The organism is Paenibacillus sp. IHB B 3415 (assembly GCF_000802655.2).
In the GTDB taxonomy this organism is placed as follows: Bacteria; Bacillota; Bacilli; order Paenibacillales; family Paenibacillaceae; genus Paenibacillus_AQ; species Paenibacillus_AQ phytohabitans.
The window spans coordinates 14,955-32,982 of record NZ_JUEI01000002.1 but is presented as its reverse complement, the minus strand read 5'-3'; the positions used below and the strand labels follow the sequence as shown (position 1 = coordinate 32,982).

Sequence of the window (18,028 nt, the reverse complement as noted above, 5' to 3'; positions counted from 1 at the left end):
CAGACCGTCCTTCACAGATGCCGGATTGTGGGTACAGAGAAGCATTCCAAATCCGTTTGCAGTGCCATTGTCCTTTAGGTCCTTCAACAGGATTCATTTATCTTTCAGTGTGTTAATTAAAGCCAGTATGCGGTTAATCTTCGTCTCTTCCTTTTTGGCGAGCTCGATGTAATGGATCTGCTCCCGCTTAAGATAATCTGGCTGATCCAGGAATGGATCAAGCATATCGTGATCTTCAAGGTTTCTGGTGATGTAGTCCGGCACCACAATATTACGGTTCTCCTCATTATAAAGAAGCTTCCTTATCCACTCTCTTCTCACTTCGGCATTGTGTCTATATTCTTGATCTCTATAAAAGAAACCTTCCCATTCCCGGCAGTGCTATTGGCAAATTTGTGAATCTCCAGGCAAAAGGCTACTGCTCCTCAATGTGGAAGTAGTAGCCTTGGGTTTCAGTGATAAATACCGGACTCCTGCTGCGATTCACCGGAAAAGGGCTGAACCGGTATGGCTGCATGATTTTCTCTGAATTTATGCTTATAGTCTTCGAAATCCCATGTCTCCAGGAATTTATCTGCCGCAGCGTGGCCGGATGAGAGCAAGAAATGCTTATCTTCTTCCGTCAATTCGAATTTTGTCGTCGTTACTTTTCCAGTGGGAATAAATATTGTGCGCTCTTCCGCATGTTTGTCTACATGTCTTTGATCATGAGCCTGCAGCATGGTTTTGAACATCCCTTTGAGTAAAGAAACCGGACCATTGATCTCTATCGATTGGGCATAGGTTCGCCTTTCCGACAGTCTGAATCCGAAGGTTGGCCACCGCGGGACTCCATCTACGTCAAATAGCCAGATCGGATAATTGCTAAGCATTCCTCCGTCCAGCATATAATAGGGTTTCTTCTGCAGGGGCGTATGCCAGACATAGGGTTGGAAAAAGAAAGGCAGCGTGGTGCTCATCCGTACTGCTGCAGCTATGGGGAATTCGGACGCCTTCAGACCATAGTGAGGCAAATCATTAGGGAAAACTGCAATCCGCCCATTGCTTATATTCGAGACTATAATCGAAAGCTTGCCTTCGGGAATATCTCCAAACGTTACAACTTTCTTACGCTTCAGCCATTCCGTCATTACCTGTTCTAAAATGTGGTTGCTGTAAATGCCTGACTTCATCATTAACGGAAGCGTTTTGTTCAAGATCGGCAGGCTGTTCATTCTGGTACGCCCGAGCAGCTTCATATAGTCCAGCGAGCTCATCAGCTCTCTGATTCCAGCACTATTGTAACCGCAGGCCAACAAAGCTGCAATGATCGCGCCGGCTGAAGTCCCCGCAAGCTTGTTCCAGGTATATCCTCTGGATTCCATCACTTCAATGGCTCCTACAAAAGCAATTCCCTTTACGCCACCGCCTTCAAAGACTGCATCTGCCTCCACCTGAGTACCCCTCCTGTTACATGTAAAAGATGTATCTGTAAGTATGTGTTGGATACTCTGATTTATTCACTTGTAAAACAACAAAAAGCGGATGCACCAGGACCATGAAACCAGTCTTGGACAGCCGCTTGTTGGGGAGACAGATCAAAAGATCCACATGATCACAAAAATGAAAAAGGCAATGACAGCTATGGCAATAACCAGATCGGATATTTGCCTCCATAAGCCTGGAGGGCCTTCGGTGTGATACTTCTGCGCATTCACGTCATGGTTGGCTTTATGCCCGCCGGGATCAGTCGAATTCGCATGCGGTCCCGGATTAAAGAAGTCAGCCATGAAATCACCTCCCTTTCCATGATTATACACCATTTAATCTCACTTTTGATTCATTTGTCCTGAAACAGAACTTATTGTTAAAAAGCGATTTGCACCGATCCGTCCTCGTAAATATCGACCCGCTGGGTGCATAGGAGCATGCCGAGTCCGGAAGCGGTGCCTTTGGTCTTCAAATCCTGCTGTCTGCGCTCCCACAGCTCGCGGTCGTGGATGATGTCATACAAGTAATAGCTCTCAGCGTTAGCCGCTTCCATCTCCTCCACAAAAATGAACCCGCCCGGGAACATGCTGCGGAACCACTGGGCCGCTTCCAGGTGAGAATGGAATGCCGGAAGCTCCTGCTCAAACCGCTCTGACAAATAACGCTGCTTCAGCCGGCCGATCCTTACATAATACTCTTCAAGATTGTACGGAGTTATCACCGGTAAGCCCCCATCTCCATAAATATTTGAAATTTCGCATAAAAATATCATACTTTTAGAGGGATGAATATGACATTCTGCATGAAACGGGATGAAGTCCGTTCAACCGGACCCGCTGAACTACGTATGAACTGCTCCTAATTCAGAAGTGGAGTGTTCATTCTTCTGCTCAGCGGGTAGTAGAATATGATAGGTCTAGTTACCGCGATCGATGCTATAAGGGCAGAAAGGAGCCGCTCCCATGGACAATACGGATATTATCGCAATTCTGGCTTTGGTTCTTGTGTTGCTGCTTATGTTAAGTGTGTTCCGTCTGAAAAAGCGCGTAACAGAGCTGGAGTCTCAGTTGGCGCAGAGGGACGCATATGGGGGACCTGCAGGAGCTGGAGGCAGGATAGCCGGCATTCCGACCCCGATGTTCGTGCAGAACCCGGAGATTGCTCCTGATCTGGAGCGGAGACTGCATCTGCTGCTCGCGGAGGGCAAGAAGATTCAGGCGATTAAGGTAATGCGGGAAGCACGGAATTTATCACTGAAGGATGCCAAGGACTTCATCGACAATCTGGAACAAGGCGGTACCTTCCGCTGACCTGCCCCTGCACAGAACCAAAACGACCTCATCCTCCACTTTAAAGTGGAAGCTGAGGTCGTTTTTTATGATGCCGGCTTGCCTGCAACCCGGCTGGGGTTATACGTCCTTTTTAACAAAAATCCGCAAAGAGAGCAGATAAGAGCTGTAGATAATAATCAGATAGGCCAGAACACCAATAACGGGCAGAAGCATGCTGTCCAGCCTGCCGGTCTGGAACCATTCTGCAAGTGCCGGAAACCGTTCAGATAAACTTTTGAATGCCGTGACGTTCAGCATGATTAACATGATGAATACGAAATTGACTACTTGCATGCCCTTTTGTCCCAGCCAGTAATACAGCGGCAGATAGAAGGAAGCAAGCAGCGGAAAAGACGCGGCCGCAAGGCCCAGCTCTCTCCAGCGGAGCGGAGCGTCTATCTTCCCCATCCCAAATGCAAACAGATAGAGCAGCAGTGTGCAGAGGATGCTGAAGACCAAGAAAGGAATGAGCGTTAAATATTTGGCCTGAATCAGACGCTGCCTCGGTACCGGAAGACTGACAAGAAATTTCTGATTGTTATGCTGCACATCAATAGTGCAGGCATTGATCAGCAGCAGCATGGCCGGGAACAGCGAGAACATAGTGTAGGCTTCCGCATTCGTATATCCCATGAGTATATAATACGGCACCAGCAGCAGAATGAATTTCCGGGTAAGGATGAAGTCTTTGCGGATCAGATGCAGGGAGCTATACATGCGCTTCACTTCCTTTTACCGTAAAATACATGATTTCTTCCAGAGTAGGCGTCTCGCAGATGGCAGTATCCCTGAAATACCGTTCGCCCTCCGCACGGTTGCTGATCAGACCCTCGAACCCCAGTCCGCTCTCGCGGATGCCGACGAACCAGCGCCGGACATCACGGTCGAGCAGCTCCTTCCCGCCTTTGACCAGAAGGTAACGCTCGCTGATACTCTCCTTCATCTCATTGAAAACAATCCGCCCCTCGTTGATGAATACAATATAGTCGGCAATCCGGTCCAGATCCATCGTGTTATGGGTGGAGAACAGAATCGATTTCTTCTCGTCCTGAATATGCTCACTGAGCAGCTCCAGCATCTCTCTGCGGAAGATCGGATCAAGCCCCGAGGTAGGCTCATCCATGATCAGCAGATCGGCACCATGGGACAGGGCGACGGCAAGCGAGAATTTGATTTTCATCCCCTTGGACAGATCCTTGATCTTCCTGCCGGGCGGAAGCTTGAACAGCTCCTGAAACTTCACATATGTATCTTCATTCCAGCGGGTGTAGAACGGAGCGATAACTCTCTTCATCTGCTTGACGGTGAGATTCTCATAATAGATATTCTCATCCGAGACATAACCGATCCGCTCCTTGACCACTGCCTGATATAGCTGGTTATTCTGGCCGAACATCGTGATATTGCCTTGATCCGGGTAGATCATACCCATCATCATTTTGATCAGCGAAGTTTTGCCTGCACCGTTAGGGCCGATCAGACCTGTAATAAACCCCTCCTTGATGGACAATGAGATATCCTTCAGCTCAAACCGGTCGTAACTTTTGGTTAAATGGTCTAACCGGATTACATCGCTCATTCCTGTTCCTCCTCATAGAGCAGTTTCAGCATCTCCGCCAGTTCGGCGTACTCCATGCCCAGCAGTCTGCTCTCATCAATGATTTCTTTCAGCTTGCCCTCTACAATCCGCAGCCGCTGCTCCCGGATATATTCCTGATCCGCCCCGGAGACAAAAGAGCCCTTGCCGACAATGGAGTTAACCAGCCCTTCCCGCTCGAGCTCCTCGTAAGCCCGCTTCGTGGTAATGACACTGATCTGCAGCTCCTTGGCCAATAAGCGGATCGATGGCAGCGGCGTACCGGAGACCAGCTCCCCTTGCAGAATCATCTGGCGGACTTGTCCCACAATCTGGGCGTAGATCGGTTCACCGGACGTACTTGATATCAAAATATTCATGTAGCAGCACCAGCGTCCTTTGAGGTATTTGTATTTAATGTATATATATAATATATACACTATGTTCAGTGGTGTCAATCCTCTAATTAGCAGCGGTCCGGTTGCAGCTGCGGCGCATATTTGGACTACCGCTCTCTCGCATGTATTGATCTAATCACTTATGGGAAGTGGTGATGCTATATAGAGGCGGAAGCCGAGTGCCTACACAGAGGGGAAGTTCATATGTCTAGAAAAACCGCCGTCTATCCGCTCATCTGCGGGCTGCTGACGGCTGCCGTTATGCTGCTCATGCAGCCTAAATATTCGTATAATGATCCGGATACGTTCTGGCATCTGGAGGTCGGGCGCTACATGCTTGAGCACGGGAAGGTGCTGCATCATGCGATACATACCTTTTATGGAGACAAGCTGCCGTATATCCCGCATGAGGCCGGGTTTCAGCTGCTGATTACACCCCTGTACCAGTGGTTCGGCTGGCCGGGGATCTATCTGCTGACCGCCCTGTGCCTGTTCGGGTTACTGTTGGGGCTTATACGTCTTGGAGAAGTATCACGTAAAGAGCTGGGTCTGCGGGAGAATCATGTTCTGCTCCTGCCCTTTGTCCTGCTGGTCTCCTGCTGGATCTACTATAACTACTTCAAGGGAAGACCGCAGATGGTCTCCTCTCCGCTGATCGTCTGGTTCTTTATCTGCCTGCGGGAGTATCAGCTGAAGCCCGGGGCCAGATATGCGGCAGCAATGATTATCCTCTCCTGCGCCGTTGCCAATGTCCATACCGGAGTATGGCTGTTGATTGCCGTGTTTACCGGTATGGCCGTGCTGGAATCACTGATTGCACGCAATCTCAGCTGGAAGCGAGCTGCCGTCTTCCTGCTGGTCTTCCTGGCCGGTCTGCCGAATCCGGGAGGACTTCAAGGACTGCTGTTCATCTTCACCGTCACACACAATAACTACAATCTGCTCATTAATGAATGGCAGCCTCTCTCCTTCAGCCGGCCGGATCAGCTGCCGATTCTGCTTCTGCTGCTCTTTTTCGCGGTCACCCTGCCCTTCTCCCTGCAGCGGAAGCCGTTCCGCTTCTTCCTGATGACCGGCATTCTCTATCTCGGAGTATCAAATTTCAAGCAGAATCTGTTCATGTGGCTATTCATTCCTTATTTCGCGGCAGTTTTCTTCGAAGCGGTTCCGCTTCCGGGCAAGCTCAGGCTGCGGACTAGCGGAAGAGCGGTTGCCCTTGGACTTGTCACCGGGTTGCTGATCAACACTGTATATATCTTCGCGGTCCCGCCAGTGGTGACTGCTGCAGATTACCCTGTCTTAGAGATGAGCTATGTACTGGAGCATACACCGGCAGGCAGGCGGCCTAAGGTGCTGTCCAGCTATGGGTCTTCAGGTTATGTGATGTTCCGCGGCGGGGATGTGCTCTGTGACGGGCGCCAGGACCCTTTTATCACCAAGGCTTCGTTTGGGATCATGGGCTGGAATGCCTTTGAACGCTCCATGTACGGCTTCTCCGAATACTTGCCTGATATCGTGAAATATGACCGCCCGGATTATGTGATTGTGCGAAACGGCAGCTCCGGGAGGCTGTATCAGGACTGGGTGAAAACACTAGGCACTCCTGTCTACAAAGGAAGCTACGGGAGTGTATTTGTTACCGGAATCGGGAAGCAGTCCAAGGAAGATCCGGGGTTACAGAGCAGCTGAACTATACGGCATCAGCCGGTTAAACCCGCAGCCCGCAGGAAATGGCTGACAATCTCACTTTGCAGCCGCACCCTTAAGGAGAAATCAAGACTCCAGCAGGTTTCCACTGTAACGGCTCTCGCTCCGAGCAGACGCTGCATAGCCATCCGTGAAGTCCCGGCGCGCTCGCGGCGGCGGATGTTGAAGCGGTAAGCTTTATTCGGAACCGACAGGTTCATCTTCTTCACAATTTGCTTCGCCACAGCTGCCGCCCGGCTAGCCGGGCTGATAATCAGCGTCTGCCCTACGCGCCGCGGATTAAGCTGTGATAGCCCGTTCGCTTCATGCAGATCCAAATACCAGGATGGACGATAACGCGCGGCGAGTTGAAACACCGCTCTTGACAGCGGATGTCTAGCCTTAGCGCCTGTACCCATCGGGAAGGTACGGTTCAAATCAGGTTTGCCGCGGATTCCCTTATGCCGGGCGGATACATTCACCAGCGGGACAATAATCAGCTTCCCTCTGCGCAGAACCCACTCTCCGCGGTTGAACCGGCTTACGATCCCCTGTGCCGCACGGGTACTCGCCGGTTCATTGCCATGGACGCCGGAGATGATCATAAATACAGGACCGGGAGCTACGCTGTTCACGACATAATAAGGTGTGGCATAGGGAGTTCCTGCTGCCAGCATATGCTTCTCTACAGACACCGCGTTTCACCTCCGTTTAGGTATGCAGAAGTACATTCGCTTTATTCTGTAATGTATGCGGATCGCCAATGGTGGATTGGACACATAGACTGGCGCGGCAAAAAGCCGGGTATAGTCCAGACGGACCTTACACGGCTTCTGTGTTCATAACGGTTATTCAATGAATACAACCTGGTTTTTTTCGCTGGATTTCGCCTCATACAACGCCTTCTCCGACCCGGCAATAAACTCTGAAGTACGATCCGTTGTAAGAGGGACTTTCTGCAGACCGCCAATACTTACGGTGACCACACCTTCTTCTTCATAATGGTCGCGGGGAATTTGCAGATCATAGACACCCTTGCGCACAGCTTCGGCCAGCTGCTCCGCCTCTCCGGCGGTTACCCCGGACAAGGTCAGCATGAAGGCCGCTCCGCTGAAGCGGGCGACGAAAGCACCGTGCTGCTTGCTGATGATGTTCAGTACATCCGCCACCGATTGAATACACAGATCTCCGCCTTTTAATAATCGCGCAGTACGTTAGGAGAAACTCTATCTGGGAGGGCCGGGTTATTTTCCGGGACAGATGTATACAAAAATCCCGCCAGTTTAGAACTGGCAGGAGAATACAATCAACGGAGCTTCTTCGCTATGCCTGGAATGGAATAATTATGTATAATATTTATGATTAGAGGAAAGTCTTAGGAGGTTATATCATATGGAAGAAGTACGGATTCAGAAGCAGGACCGCTCTGTGAGCTTCAGAGTTGCAACAGATGCAGGGGAGTTTATCGTCTTTGATATGTCACTTTCCAGCCCTACCCGTAACCGCACGCTTTACAGCGGAAAAGAGTTCAGTCAGGCTTGGGCAGCCGCAGAAGCGGTTCTGGGTGAAATCGCAGTCCCTGATGAACTTTTGAAATTTGCAACAACAGCCTGATGCCCCAGAGTTGACCCCTTAACAGGGGTCTTTATTATTCATATACGAGGTGACCGTAAATGAGAAAATACAAACGTTCAGGCAGAGACATTGTTTCTTTCCTGCTGGGATTTGCGTCAGTGCTGATCATTGCCTTCTTCGTTATCCGGTATGTTCTTCAGAATGTTTCGTTTGGGCCTTAGGGGTTGGCTGAGAAAACCCAGTCACTAATTAGCTTTGAAATGTTGTACGTAATACAACTCGGACTCATAGATATGTGGGAATTCGTAAGGTTTGTTGTATAAATACAACAATTGCCCTGCTCAAAAGCTTGAACACAGGGAAATCCTGTCTTTTGTACAACATTTTTCGTTTAAGCTCAATTTCAAGAGAAGAATGTTGTATTTCGTGCAGGATTTTTGGGATTTTCCCTCCATCGAAAGTAAACCTTCTCATTTCACGCAAAAAGGAGCATTGGGGGAATTCTATAGTCAGCTAAATAGAGTGTATTCAAGTTAAATACTCACACATTATTGCTTGTTACTAAACGATTATAATGAGTTTTGTGAAACACAATTAAATCAGCTAAAGGATAGATAGTGATTAATTTTGTGATTTTTGTGTAGCACTCAACAAATGAAATATACGTTATATTTTCGGCACCCTACCTGTCAACCTAAGCACCTCCAGCTTCCGCTGAAGCTCCAGCTGCCATTCATGGTCGTGTGTTGCTCCGGCCAGCATGGATTGATTTTGAATCATCAGACAGTCCCAGCAATACCTTGCGTTCTCACGCAGGCAGTATTGCAGTTCCTTAGCCTCTTCGATCGTCAAAGGTCCAGTCATGTTAATGTGAAAGATCTCTGCCAAGCGTAAATGTACCGGTAACATCATAAATCACTCTCCTGTATTATCATCCTAATACATCATATGCAAGTGTATCAGAAAGATGATACGCGTATGAGAATATTGATACATTCATTCTCGTGATGTATACTTTTGGAAAAAGGAGGCTTGTCCGTGATTAAGAATAATATAAAGGACATCATGGACCGGCAGAATAAAGGGATACGAGGCACTGCGAGGGAGACGGGGTTGGCCATCAACACTGTATCGGGGCTATACCATAATACGTCCAAACGCGTGGACTTTGAGACGCTGGAGAAGCTCTGCAAACACCTGAAGGTTAGCACTGGAGAACTCATTGAGTACATAGAGGAATAAATTTTAAATGAGGGATGTGGTTTTATGAAATGGAAATACGGTCTTTTTGGAATGGATAAATATGATCTGGGTGGCGGAATGAATGATATGCTCTTGTCTTTCAACACTTATTCTGAGGCTGAGTCCTATCTCAATAGCAAGAAAAGTTTAAAATACGATTATTGGGAACTAGTCGATTTCAGTACTTTGGATAGGCACGACATCGACAGTGAAAACCTTTGGTATCCATTCAGCAGACTATTAATAAGATTGAGGAGTAAGTTTTCTATACTCAAAAAATGAATTCCCCCGTCAGAAATATCCTGGCGGGGGATTATTTATGTAATGACACGGATCACATCATCAATCTTAATCCAGCTGAAGTCCTCTTCCATTTGGAACTTGATCCGCCGTAATTGCCGATCTACTTTTACCACAACTCCCCGCACCTTCAAATCCTTGTAAGGGTCAAACAATACAATTGTGATCTGCTCCTGCTTTAGCAATGAATACCCAAGCGCCTGATCAATTAGCTCCCATTCATCAGAGTCGATCACGGGCCTGCTGCGTCGTCCCTGCTCCTGCATTTCCTCCCTCAGCTGCTGTACGTGCTCTGGCAGCATAAAACCGACTACCTTCCCAAACACTCTCCAGTTTCCTTGCCATGGTGTCTGCCCTCCTAGTAATCGGTCCAATAATCTATATTCCCTGTCAATGGTGTTTGTTGTGACTTGTGTGGGCCTGCCGCGGCATGATCTTTAAAAGGGACGTCCCTTTCCCATGCCTCGATCACAACGGCGGTCTCTACCGGCTTCCTATCGTCCCACTGAATGTGGTACTGTTCGACCAATTGCCGCAGGCCTGCCTTAATCGCTTTAGGCCTGCGGCCACTCAGCCGTTTCAGCTCATCCAACGAAGGCATCCGGTGAACGTGTCCATTAAATTGGAACATGATCCGCAAAAGCTTGCGCGCCGTATCATCCAACATGGCGCTTCTCCGGCACTGGTCTCCATGAAAGAATGCTGGCAGCCAAGAACACCCGAGGCGCGCCAGTGGTCAGACAGGTGGCCCGGATGCAGCCGTCATGTATGCCGAGGATCTCGATCTTCCGCTGCGTGATCTTGCCCGCTTTGTCCTGGTATATCATTTCGATGGTTTGGCCGATGCTCATTTTCATGGCTAATCGCCTCCAATAAAATAGGAACGTTTGTTTGTATTATAACCAAACAAATGTTCTATACACAAGAAGTAAGATATTCTTTGACTGGAATAAAAAAGAAAAAAGAATCTTTCACTCACTTTATTGCAGATATAGTCATATATGTTTAGACGCCCCTAATTTTTTTCTGTATTGTTCTATTTACAAATTACATTAGGGAGTGTTTTTCTTGAAGAAAAGATTGTCCTTGTTCCTTGTATTACTATTGATATCTATAGCCATTATTCCAGCCAACATCCAGGCTGAAACTGTTGGTTTACTGACAGGTAAAACTATTAAAACTGCTTCAAATAGGGATGGTTCAATTGGTACAACAACTGTGGTCACTGACGGGAAAGCAGACACCTATTTTGACTTGAAAGCTCAAGTTTCCAATTCAGCAGTCACTGATTATCTGATATACGAATTTGCTACACCTGTAGATATAAATGCTTTTAAAGTACAAATCATTAATTTTAAGAATGAGAATCTTGCGTTTGAATTTTTTGATAAAGACGGAAAAATACTCTATCAGCTCTGGTCTCAAAAAATAGTCGGAGATGAATTAATCTATTATTTCCCATCTAAATTATTAAATGTCAAAAAGGCCGTTCTGACAAACCCCAATACCAGTACAGACCTCAAGGTAGCCGAATGGAACTTATATAATTCAAGCTTTAGCCTTTCAGCGGAACCTGACTCGAATCAGATCAAGCTTAATTGGGGTCAGGCTGATGGGGCACAATCTTATAGTGTTGAAAGAAGTTTAACACCAGGAGGGCCTTATTCCGGGATCGCTTCTAATGTTACTGACCTATTCTTTGAAGATGTTAATGTTGAATCTGGTACCCAATATTATTACATTACTTATGCATTAGATAAATCCGGTGTAAAAATCGCTTCAAATGAGGCTTCGGCAGAATTGCCAGAACCAACACCTACGGTAACCCCTGAGCCAACGCCTATTGTCACGCCAGAGCCGACTAATACACCGGAACCGACCGTAACGCCAGAGCCAACTATTGAGCCGACGACAACACCCTCACCACCTGCTTCCCCAACACCAACGCCAGAGCCGGCAACTGGAAATCGGGCGATTTTAGTGGTAACCATGAATACTGGCCTTGAGAAAGAGTTCGAGCTAAGTATGACAGAAGTAAATGCCTTTATTTCATGGTACGAGAATAAGCAGGACGGCACGGGGACCGCATCCTACGCGATTAATAAACATAATAACAATAAGGGACCGTTCAGCAGCCGCAAAGATTATGTGATTTTTGATAAGATCCTTACCTTTGAAGTAAGTGAGTACTCTGTAACTGAATAAAAAGAAACCTACCAGGCAAGAGCTTGGTAGGTTTCTTTTTATTCTTAACCATCAACTAATCCCATAAGTAGTATTTTATGTACAAAATATGACTTCGATCTTAATATCCCAAATATAAGAAATTATGTTTAGACACTTTCAAATGAACGAACTATCATTACATCATTAAATCAAAAAAGGTGGAATATTCCAGTGACTAGAAAGTTCAAAGTATTAGTTTCATCCTTGGCTGTTGTTTTAATCATTGCCGTCATCTCATCGTTTATGCCAGCTTCATCATCCTATGCCTATCCAGGAGGATACGCTAATGGGAAAACCGCCATTTTAGAGAATACTTTCAATAGTGGCGCATTAGATTCCACCAATTTGATAACAGATAACGACGAAACAACTTTCTTCGTATTACCAGCAGGTAAGGTAATGACAATAGATTTAGGTGGAACTTACAACTATGATAAAGTTAAGCTTAAAGCAGACACCAATGCATTAAGATTAAATGTATATAATGCTTCAAAAGCAGAGCTTGGCGGAGGAGATATGCTTTATTCTGGAGCACCAGACGGAACTTCAAAGCCTTTTCTGGCTGTTAATGTACGCTATATTTCTTTAGTAAATAAGTCAGGTGTGAACACAAAGATTTATGAATTAGATGTCACGAATACTGCAGATCCCGTTCCTACGGCTACAGTAAGTCCAACGTCAACCCCTGACCCTACAGTAGAACCAACTTTAGAACCAACAGCGACCCCAACCGCTACACCGGAACCATCACCTTCTGCAACTCCAGAAGCCCCTTCTGGTGATCGTGCAATTTTGAACGTGACTCTTACCACAGGTGACGACAAAGAGTTTGACATACCAATGTCTGAAGTTGCCGCATTTCTAAACTGGTATAATTCAGCTACTGGATCAGCTAGCTATGGAATTGATAAACATGACAACAACAAAGGTCCATTTAGCAAACGGACGGAGTATGTAATCCATGATAAAATCCTAACCTTTGAAGTAAGTGAATATACAGCTCAATAAACGAAAACAAATCCGGATTTGTTTTTTGCTCATTAAATTATTCTTAAGCAGAATATTCATCTACACTAAATGTAAGTATCTTATCGAAGATCATATAATCCTTCCGATTAGTGAATGGCCCTTTATTGTTATCATGCTTATCAATGGCGTATGAGGCTGTACCTGAACCGGACTGCTTATTTTCGTACCAAGCAATGAAAGCATTCACTTCAGCCATACTCAGATCGAATTCTTTTTCAAGACCGGTGTTCATCGTTACTACCAGGATAGCCCGGTCGCCCGTTGGCTGTTCTGGCGTAGGAGTTGTTGTTGGTACAGGAGTAGCCGTCGGCTCCGGTGAAAGTGTTGGTGTAGCAGTGGGTGTCGGAGTTGCAATAGTTATAGATTCCACTGAGCCGATACTCTTGTTTGCAGTAGTGCTTGCGCTTCCCCCAATGACAAATATTTGATCTTTGTACACAATGGCACTAGTCCCGCTTCTAGCCTCATTTAAATTACTATGCGACTCCCATTTATTAAGCAAAGGATTATAGAATTCTGTTGTGTTAGTTTCTTGAGTGGGGCTTACCCCTCCCGTAGCATAAATTTGATCATTAACCACGCCAACAGCCGGACCTCCACGAGTATAACTCATGCTGGCCTTATTGCTCCAAGTGTCATTCACTGGATTATACTCACGCATTGTTTCATAAGTATAAATTTGTCCGCCACTAAATGCTCTTCCACCTACCAAGTAAATATTGTTGTTATACGTTACTGCAGTAGCCACATGCACATTTCTATCCATTTGTTTTTTTTGCGTCCATGAGTCACTAACAGGATCATATTCGTATACATAGTTATAGGAAATATATCTGTCTGTGAATGACAATCCACCAAAAAGATATATCTTTCCATTGTAACTTGCAGCTGTTTGGCCTGTGAGAGATACCGGCATATTAGACTTCTTTGTCCAAGTATCTGATGCTGGATCGTAAACTTCTACAGCATTGCTAAAGATCCCATTACTAACAGTATAATAATTTCCTGTATATCCCCCAAAAACATATATCTTCCCATCAACCACTGAAAATGCAGAACCTGCTCTTGGAGTAGGCATGTTTGCTTTTGTTTCCCAAGTTTTAGTTTCAATATTGTATTTTTGTACGTAATTAAAGGATATATCCCCGCCAGATCCACCAATGACATAGATGCTTCCATTCACTTGGGCCGTAGCTGGTGCAGCTACAGGATGAGGTAGATTGGCAACAATCGACCAGTTTCCGCTACTTTCGGCTGCAGTTGCTTTTGGGAATGAGATAGATAGCACTACCAATATAGCGCATAATAACAGCATTCCCATTTTTAAAACTCTTTTCATATTATACTCTCCCTCTATTTTTGCGTTTCTTCGTAAGCCTACACTAAATAGAGGCGAACAAACAGTCTGTTTCTCGACAGGAATTTACAATACACTTAAGGGTTATTGAGGAAATATGTGGATTATAGTCTATGAACAGAAAAAAGCCCATCAACCATTTAAAGGTTAACGGGCTTTTGCCGATGCTTTCGGACTGCACGCTTCGGTGCTTCCGATACGTGTAATAATACAATATCGCATTTGGAACATTATGTATATGTGAACATATCACGGGTAAAGGAGAATTAACCTAAATTCAAAGAAATACCCCACCAGCACTGATGGGGCATTTCAACTTATCAACTTATCTATACCTTTTTTTCATTGTTGTAAAATCGTTGAATTTTGTAGTATTGAAGTTATTCGCATACCATAATTAATTGACCTTTCTGAATCACAACCACCATTAGTGTGAACACCTACGATTTTACCATTTGGAAACTGTATAATCGCAGAACCTGAAGATCCTCCCAAAGTATCAATATCGCTATATCCTATTTTTTCTCCATCTAGTACAGACAATGGTCCCGCTTCTATTTTTTTTGTTTTTCCTTCCGGGTGCTGAATTATACAAAGCATATCATTAATATTAGCATCTTCTTTAGAAACCTGGATAAATCCAAACCTTTCCCCAGGATTACCATTTAGTCTAATTATTGCAAAATCAATAGATCCTTCTCGATATTCTAATAATTCAACAACTTGATAAGACTCTTCTTTTCTTAGAATTCCAGATGAATCTTTCTGAAAATTAAAGTTAACCTTCATATTTAGCGCAATTTCTTTAGGTAAGATAGGATTATTTGTTCCATTTATACGCGGAACCATCCAAGTACCTGGATCAGAATCAAAGCAATGTCCTGCTGTTAGAAATAGATCCTTTGATATGAGAGTGCCTGATCCCCAACGAATATCAGAAACATTTCCAGGATTGCTATATTTAGAAGCCAAATCATCCATCCATTGTATTTGCCCTACTTTAGCTTGTAAATTATCCACAAACTCTTTAGGGACTCCCAAACGACCATCATAACTTTCCACGTCCTGTAAATCCTCCACTCCACATATCGATTCTAGTTCATTTTCCGACACATACACTACAGGTCTTGTGTTGATTTTATTAGTGGATAGTGTATTTACTCTCAAATCCTTGGTTTGTATGTTCATAATATATTCTCCTTTGTAATTTGATAAGTAAATGATGCTCATAGAATAAAAAAATAATACACATCGAAAATAAAATTATATGGTTTATTAGGTATATATTGGTTCATGGAATAAAGACACAACATTCGTTTCAAAATAATCATTGTATCAAAAAAAAGACAATGGAGATGATAAGATTGGCTGAGTTAACACCATATGAAAAAGTTGCTTCTGTAATAGGTTCTGAAATGGATAAAGCATGGGGAAACATTATGCAAAGACTTACTTCCGGGGATACTGAATTTAGTGCAGAATCAGGGGCATTAAATAACGAGGATATCAAAAATTTTTTTTCGGAACTCGGTGGTGCAAATTTGACAACTGAATTCTTTAGTTCCAAGGACAAAGGAATAACGAAGAAATATAATGTCCACGCTCTGTCTTCTGGAACAAATGAGGGCGGGAGTATCACCGTTGGAGCAAGCTGGAGTTTCTAAATTTCTTGATTTGTCAGATTCATAACTGACGAGAATAAAAAAGCCTCTCCCATTATTGTTAATTAAGTAAAATACGCTGCCATCTATGAATGGCAGCGTATTTTACTTCCACTAGATCAAATTCACCTAAGCTTTGAAGTTTTTGAAGAAAGAAATAAGAGCCTTGTTCGCCAGACCTACATTAACCAGCATAGTAATTACGTTTAGTTCAATTTTGGATTTATAGGCCGAGGTAGTGATGATCCCGGCGTCCTTAGCGGCCTGTATTGCCTTCTCATAGTCCTTCGCATATGTTTCCTCGCCAGAGATATTCAAACGTTTCTCCAAGGCTGCTAATCGTCCCTCTTGTTCCTCAATTACTTGCTCCAGCTCCGTGATTTTACTCATATCCTCACTTGCCTCCCCTTGTAATTTATCTATGACGGCATAAGCCGCCGCTACCTTTGTTGCCGCCGGTTGTTGTCCTGCCCGCAGCAGAGTTGTGCTCAAGCCGAAGGTTATCTGCAGGTGGGGGAGATCCTTAAAACTGGTCCAATCTCCGCCCCATTCAAAACCTAGCTTGTTAGCCTCATCTACGACTTCCATCCAGTCCGCAATGCCGTCTTTATCTACGTCAAGTTTGGTATCCCAGGAAACGACACGGCCATCATTAAGCAGCAGCGCGAAATCAATAGCCACCCCGTAGTTATGGTAACTGGTTCCACCCCGGGCATTGGTGACCTTTGGCTTGTCCGGCTGCGCCTTTATGTGCGATAATCCTGCTTTGTTAAGCTCTGCCTGAGTCCGACCTTGAGCAAATAGGCCATTCTGCTCTGCAATGGTCCGCAGCCCTTGGGTAATGACTATATTGACCCCTCGGGCGTAACATCGTTCAATGAGAGCCACCGTAGCCGTTTCGACGACAGGATGAAGCCCTTTAAGGCGTGACTGAGATTTATGCTTTACCTTTTCAAACGTGATCGCCATTACTCGTCACCGCTCTTTTGGACCTGCTTGACTAACTGGTTACCATATACAGCCACAGCTCCGCATAAGATACCCTGCAAAAAGCTCTCAGCGGTAAAACCCAGCGTGAGCGATACAAGGATAATGGCTGCTAGGGTAACACCGTAAATAATAGTCCAGTCTGGTACCCGTGGCGTTTGCTTCAATATATAGCCGACAACCCAACATACAGCGACAATAGCCAACAGCTCCGGCTTAATAAAATTTGCGACTGCATTCCATTCCATACTGTTCACTTCTCCCTATTCTTCAATTTTGTCTATCCGCTTATGTGCTTGTTTGGTTGATTCTTCAACCCGTGTAACTCGTTCTGTCAGCGCATCAAATCTCCTTACCTGGTCCTTCAACTCAAACCGGACATCATCAACGCCATGCTTGATGTACTCAACGTCTGTACGCAAGGCTGCACCACTCCCGGCCTCTTGAGCCACATCCTTTTTAAACGCTGATGTCCTAGTCACCCACCCAAGGACAACTCCACTTACTGCTGCGAATATAGCTGTGATTGTTGTTATTTCCACTCCTGTCCCCCCGCTCTCTCCCTCAACGTAAAAACCCCCGGACAGCGTCCGAGGGCAAAATGAAAGACACGCCTATTGAGACGTGCCTTGCTGTGCAGTATGGTCCTTATGAACTTTGGGAAATTACTACTTATAGCTTTCATTTGCTAAAATAATAACTTGTTCCTCATTGGAGGACTTCCCTATTTGTTTCGTATTTTCAACCAATCGAAAAATATTATCACAACATTGCTTAGCACCCGTTACTAATAAAGGAACACCAATAAAATCAATTTTTAATCCTCTTGAGAAGAACCCTCCGATTGACATCGGGATGGGCACCGTGGGTGAAGTATTAGAGAAGATTATTTTTTCTTCAAAATGATGTTTACTTTCAAGTAATAGGCTTAAGTCTCTTAATGCTGGGACTACAAGTTTTGATGACTTCCTACCGATTGTATAAACGGAGTCTCCATTTTCATCAATTCCATGAAAAATAATCTTACCAGAGTCATTTTTCGTTAACTTATTGAAAAATTTAACATTCAATATTTCCTCAGTAGATAATTTTCGCTCAGATTGAGTAATTTGTTTTAAATGATAAGCTGCTGCCAAAGCTGTTGTATGTGTCCCACCATAATCATTATAGATATAAATCATAATACCATC

The 18,028-nt window shown here is 45.0% G+C and carries 27 protein-coding genes; 8 read left to right on the top strand and 19 right to left on the bottom strand.

Translation table 11 applies throughout. From position 1 onward, the window contains the following. Positions 1 to 93: 93 nt before the first annotated feature. The 4 genes from QW71_RS38685 to QW71_RS00865 form a co-directional block, all read right to left on the bottom strand. Positions 94 to 267 (bottom strand): YdeI/OmpD-associated family protein, encoded by a 174-nt coding sequence (locus QW71_RS38685; protein ID WP_083442348.1) that lies wholly within the window; start codon positions 265 to 267, stop codon positions 94 to 96. A gap of 185 nt (positions 268 to 452) precedes the next feature. Further along, positions 453 to 1,433, bottom strand: a complete 981-nt coding sequence (locus QW71_RS00875) for a patatin-like phospholipase family protein (protein ID WP_047013537.1) — start codon at positions 1,431 to 1,433, stop codon at positions 453 to 455. Positions 1,434 to 1,577: 144 nt separating this feature from the next. Next, positions 1,578 to 1,769, bottom strand: coding sequence for a hypothetical protein (locus QW71_RS00870; protein ID WP_039291913.1), 192 nt, complete (start codon positions 1,767 to 1,769; stop codon positions 1,578 to 1,580). Between the two features lie 77 nt (positions 1,770 to 1,846). Then, positions 1,847 to 2,191: a hypothetical protein gene (locus tag QW71_RS00865; protein WP_039291910.1), complete on the bottom strand. Its 345-nt coding sequence runs from the start codon at positions 2,189 to 2,191 to the stop codon at positions 1,847 to 1,849. 241 nt (positions 2,192 to 2,432) lie between these two features. Here QW71_RS00865 and QW71_RS00860 point away from each other — a divergent pair, with 241 nt between their 5' ends. Then, positions 2,433 to 2,780 (top strand): ribosomal protein L7/L12, encoded by a 348-nt coding sequence (locus QW71_RS00860; RefSeq protein ID WP_039291908.1) that lies wholly within the window; start codon positions 2,433 to 2,435, stop codon positions 2,778 to 2,780. 99 nt (positions 2,781 to 2,879) lie between these two features. Here QW71_RS00860 and QW71_RS00855 read toward each other — a convergent pair whose 3' ends face one another. From QW71_RS00855 to QW71_RS00845, 3 genes are read right to left on the bottom strand one after another with little or no spacing between them, the layout of a single operon-like run. Then, positions 2,880 to 3,518, bottom strand: a complete 639-nt coding sequence (locus QW71_RS00855) for an ABC-2 transporter permease (RefSeq protein ID WP_039291906.1) — start codon at positions 3,516 to 3,518, stop codon at positions 2,880 to 2,882. Then, the gene (locus QW71_RS00850; RefSeq protein ID WP_039291904.1) at positions 3,511 to 4,380 is read right to left on the bottom strand and encodes an ABC transporter ATP-binding protein; all 870 of its coding nucleotides are present in this window, start codon (positions 4,378 to 4,380) and stop codon (positions 3,511 to 3,513) included. The genes QW71_RS00855 and QW71_RS00850 overlap by 8 nt, the downstream gene beginning before the upstream one ends. Next, positions 4,377 to 4,757: a GntR family transcriptional regulator gene (locus QW71_RS00845; protein WP_039291902.1), complete on the bottom strand. Its 381-nt coding sequence runs from the start codon at positions 4,755 to 4,757 to the stop codon at positions 4,377 to 4,379. Before QW71_RS00845 ends, QW71_RS00850 begins: the two co-directional genes overlap by 4 nt. A gap of 222 nt (positions 4,758 to 4,979) precedes the next feature. Between QW71_RS00845 and QW71_RS00840 the strand changes: the two genes are divergently transcribed. Then, complete coding sequence (locus tag QW71_RS00840) at positions 4,980 to 6,464, top strand: hypothetical protein (RefSeq protein WP_039291900.1); 1,485 nt, start codon at positions 4,980 to 4,982, stop codon at positions 6,462 to 6,464. 11 nt (positions 6,465 to 6,475) lie between these two features. Here the strand turns inward: QW71_RS00840 and QW71_RS00835 are convergent, their stop codons facing one another. Both QW71_RS00835 and QW71_RS00830 read right to left on the bottom strand, forming a co-directional pair. Further along, positions 6,476 to 7,156 carry a succinylglutamate desuccinylase/aspartoacylase family protein gene (locus QW71_RS00835; RefSeq protein WP_039291898.1) on the bottom strand — a complete coding sequence of 227 codons (681 nt, stop codon included), beginning with the start codon at positions 7,154 to 7,156 and terminating at the stop codon, positions 6,476 to 6,478. Positions 7,157 to 7,309: 153 nt separating this feature from the next. Continuing rightward, complete coding sequence (locus QW71_RS00830; protein WP_083442347.1) at positions 7,310 to 7,645, bottom strand: diguanylate cyclase domain-containing protein; 336 nt, start codon at positions 7,643 to 7,645, stop codon at positions 7,310 to 7,312. A 208-nt stretch (positions 7,646 to 7,853) separates the two neighbouring features. Between QW71_RS00830 and QW71_RS00825 the strand changes: the two genes are divergently transcribed. Next, positions 7,854 to 8,075, top strand: coding sequence for a hypothetical protein (locus QW71_RS00825; protein ID WP_039291895.1), 222 nt, complete (start codon positions 7,854 to 7,856; stop codon positions 8,073 to 8,075). Between the two features lie 59 nt (positions 8,076 to 8,134). Next, positions 8,135 to 8,257, top strand: coding sequence for a hypothetical protein (locus QW71_RS41790; protein ID WP_268794596.1), 123 nt, complete (start codon positions 8,135 to 8,137; stop codon positions 8,255 to 8,257). 445 nt (positions 8,258 to 8,702) lie between these two features. Here the strand turns inward: QW71_RS41790 and QW71_RS00820 are convergent, their stop codons facing one another. Continuing rightward, positions 8,703 to 8,948, bottom strand: a complete 246-nt coding sequence (locus tag QW71_RS00820) for a hypothetical protein (protein WP_052769811.1) — start codon at positions 8,946 to 8,948, stop codon at positions 8,703 to 8,705. A 126-nt stretch (positions 8,949 to 9,074) separates the two neighbouring features. On the opposite strand from QW71_RS00820, the gene QW71_RS00815 reads away from it, so the two are divergent. Continuing rightward, positions 9,075 to 9,278 carry a helix-turn-helix transcriptional regulator gene (locus QW71_RS00815; protein ID WP_039291893.1) on the top strand — a complete coding sequence of 68 codons (204 nt, stop codon included), beginning with the start codon at positions 9,075 to 9,077 and terminating at the stop codon, positions 9,276 to 9,278. Positions 9,279 to 9,595: 317 nt separating this feature from the next. Here the strand turns inward: QW71_RS00815 and QW71_RS36760 are convergent, their stop codons facing one another. Genes QW71_RS36760 through QW71_RS00795 form a run of 3 tightly spaced genes read right to left on the bottom strand, consistent with a single transcriptional unit; the run spans position 9,596 to position 10,435 of the window. Further along, on the bottom strand, positions 9,596 to 9,880 hold the full coding sequence (locus QW71_RS36760) for a YolD-like family protein (RefSeq protein ID WP_047013551.1): 285 nt from the start codon (positions 9,878 to 9,880) through the stop codon (positions 9,596 to 9,598). 56 nt (positions 9,881 to 9,936) lie between these two features. After that, positions 9,937 to 10,245: a hypothetical protein gene (locus tag QW71_RS00800; RefSeq protein WP_052769809.1), complete on the bottom strand. Its 309-nt coding sequence runs from the start codon at positions 10,243 to 10,245 to the stop codon at positions 9,937 to 9,939. Next, positions 10,235 to 10,435 (bottom strand): hypothetical protein, encoded by a 201-nt coding sequence (locus QW71_RS00795; protein ID WP_039291888.1) that lies wholly within the window; start codon positions 10,433 to 10,435, stop codon positions 10,235 to 10,237. The genes QW71_RS00800 and QW71_RS00795 overlap by 11 nt, the downstream gene beginning before the upstream one ends. A 211-nt stretch (positions 10,436 to 10,646) precedes the next feature. On the opposite strand from QW71_RS00795, the gene QW71_RS41130 reads away from it, so the two are divergent. Then, entirely contained in the window at positions 10,647 to 11,783 is a 1,137-nt protein-coding gene (locus QW71_RS41130) for a hypothetical protein (RefSeq protein ID WP_235441355.1), read from the top strand. 192 nt (positions 11,784 to 11,975) lie between these two features. Next, positions 11,976 to 12,812 carry a hypothetical protein gene (locus QW71_RS37615; RefSeq protein ID WP_052769808.1) on the top strand — a complete coding sequence of 279 codons (837 nt, stop codon included), beginning with the start codon at positions 11,976 to 11,978 and terminating at the stop codon, positions 12,810 to 12,812. A gap of 43 nt (positions 12,813 to 12,855) precedes the next feature. On the opposite strand, the gene QW71_RS00780 is transcribed toward QW71_RS37615, so the two are convergent. Both QW71_RS00780 and QW71_RS00775 read right to left on the bottom strand, forming a co-directional pair. Further along, a complete protein-coding gene (locus QW71_RS00780) occupies positions 12,856 to 14,172 on the bottom strand; it encodes a kelch repeat-containing protein (protein ID WP_052769807.1) in 1,317 nt (438 codons plus the stop codon). 360 nt (positions 14,173 to 14,532) lie between these two features. Further along, the gene (locus QW71_RS00775; protein ID WP_039291884.1) at positions 14,533 to 15,378 is read right to left on the bottom strand and encodes a serine protease; all 846 of its coding nucleotides are present in this window, start codon (positions 15,376 to 15,378) and stop codon (positions 14,533 to 14,535) included. Between the two features lie 176 nt (positions 15,379 to 15,554). On the opposite strand from QW71_RS00775, the gene QW71_RS00770 reads away from it, so the two are divergent. After that, entirely contained in the window at positions 15,555 to 15,854 is a 300-nt protein-coding gene (locus QW71_RS00770) for a hypothetical protein (protein WP_039291881.1), read from the top strand. A 126-nt stretch (positions 15,855 to 15,980) separates the two neighbouring features. Here the strand turns inward: QW71_RS00770 and QW71_RS36755 are convergent, their stop codons facing one another. The 4 genes from QW71_RS36755 to QW71_RS00750 all read right to left on the bottom strand — a co-directional run bounded on the left by QW71_RS36755 (position 15,981) and on the right by QW71_RS00750 (position 18,019). Then, on the bottom strand, positions 15,981 to 16,820 hold the full coding sequence (locus QW71_RS36755; RefSeq protein ID WP_047013536.1) for a M15 family metallopeptidase: 840 nt from the start codon (positions 16,818 to 16,820) through the stop codon (positions 15,981 to 15,983). After that, positions 16,820 to 17,086 (bottom strand): phage holin family protein, encoded by a 267-nt coding sequence (locus tag QW71_RS00760; protein WP_039291878.1) that lies wholly within the window; start codon positions 17,084 to 17,086, stop codon positions 16,820 to 16,822. Before QW71_RS00760 ends, QW71_RS36755 begins: the two co-directional genes overlap by 1 nt. A gap of 15 nt (positions 17,087 to 17,101) precedes the next feature. Then, on the bottom strand, positions 17,102 to 17,380 hold the full coding sequence (locus QW71_RS00755) for a hypothetical protein (RefSeq protein ID WP_039291876.1): 279 nt from the start codon (positions 17,378 to 17,380) through the stop codon (positions 17,102 to 17,104). A 126-nt stretch (positions 17,381 to 17,506) separates the two neighbouring features. Continuing rightward, positions 17,507 to 18,019, bottom strand: a complete 513-nt coding sequence (locus QW71_RS00750) for a DUF3189 family protein (RefSeq protein WP_039292278.1) — start codon at positions 18,017 to 18,019, stop codon at positions 17,507 to 17,509. Positions 18,020 to 18,028 lie beyond the last annotated feature (9 nt).

Coding starts and splice junctions, on each gene's coding strand:
- QW71_RS00775 (WP_039291884.1), bottom strand. CDS start 15,378: ATGAACATACAAACCAAGGATTTGAGAGTAAATACACTATCCACTAAT.
- QW71_RS00870 (WP_039291913.1), bottom strand. CDS start 1,769: ATGGCTGACTTCTTTAATCCGGGACCGCATGCGAATTCGACTGATCCC.
- QW71_RS00855 (WP_039291906.1), bottom strand. CDS start 3,518: ATGTATAGCTCCCTGCATCTGATCCGCAAAGACTTCATCCTTACCCGG.
- QW71_RS36755 (WP_047013536.1), bottom strand. CDS start 16,820: ATGGCGATCACGTTTGAAAAGGTAAAGCATAAATCTCAGTCACGCCTT.
- QW71_RS36760 (WP_047013551.1), bottom strand. CDS start 9,880: ATGCTGCCAGAGCACGTACAGCAGCTGAGGGAGGAAATGCAGGAGCAG.
- QW71_RS00750 (WP_039292278.1), bottom strand. CDS start 18,019: ATGATTTATATCTATAATGATTATGGTGGGACACATACAACAGCTTTG.
- QW71_RS41790 (WP_268794596.1), top strand. CDS start 8,135: ATGAGAAAATACAAACGTTCAGGCAGAGACATTGTTTCTTTCCTGCTG.
- QW71_RS00760 (WP_039291878.1), bottom strand. CDS start 17,086: ATGGAATGGAATGCAGTCGCAAATTTTATTAAGCCGGAGCTGTTGGCT.
- QW71_RS00845 (WP_039291902.1), bottom strand. CDS start 4,757: ATGAATATTTTGATATCAAGTACGTCCGGTGAACCGATCTACGCCCAG.
- QW71_RS00780 (WP_052769807.1), bottom strand. CDS start 14,172: ATGAAAAGAGTTTTAAAAATGGGAATGCTGTTATTATGCGCTATATTG.
- QW71_RS00820 (WP_052769811.1), bottom strand. CDS start 8,948: ATGATGTTACCGGTACATTTACGCTTGGCAGAGATCTTTCACATTAAC.
- QW71_RS00840 (WP_039291900.1), top strand. CDS start 4,980: ATGTCTAGAAAAACCGCCGTCTATCCGCTCATCTGCGGGCTGCTGACG.
- QW71_RS00795 (WP_039291888.1), bottom strand. CDS start 10,435: ATGAAAATGAGCATCGGCCAAACCATCGAAATGATATACCAGGACAAA.
- QW71_RS00800 (WP_052769809.1), bottom strand. CDS start 10,245: ATGTTGGATGATACGGCGCGCAAGCTTTTGCGGATCATGTTCCAATTT.
- QW71_RS00860 (WP_039291908.1), top strand. CDS start 2,433: ATGGACAATACGGATATTATCGCAATTCTGGCTTTGGTTCTTGTGTTG.
- QW71_RS00825 (WP_039291895.1), top strand. CDS start 7,854: ATGGAAGAAGTACGGATTCAGAAGCAGGACCGCTCTGTGAGCTTCAGA.
- QW71_RS00850 (WP_039291904.1), bottom strand. CDS start 4,380: ATGAGCGATGTAATCCGGTTAGACCATTTAACCAAAAGTTACGACCGG.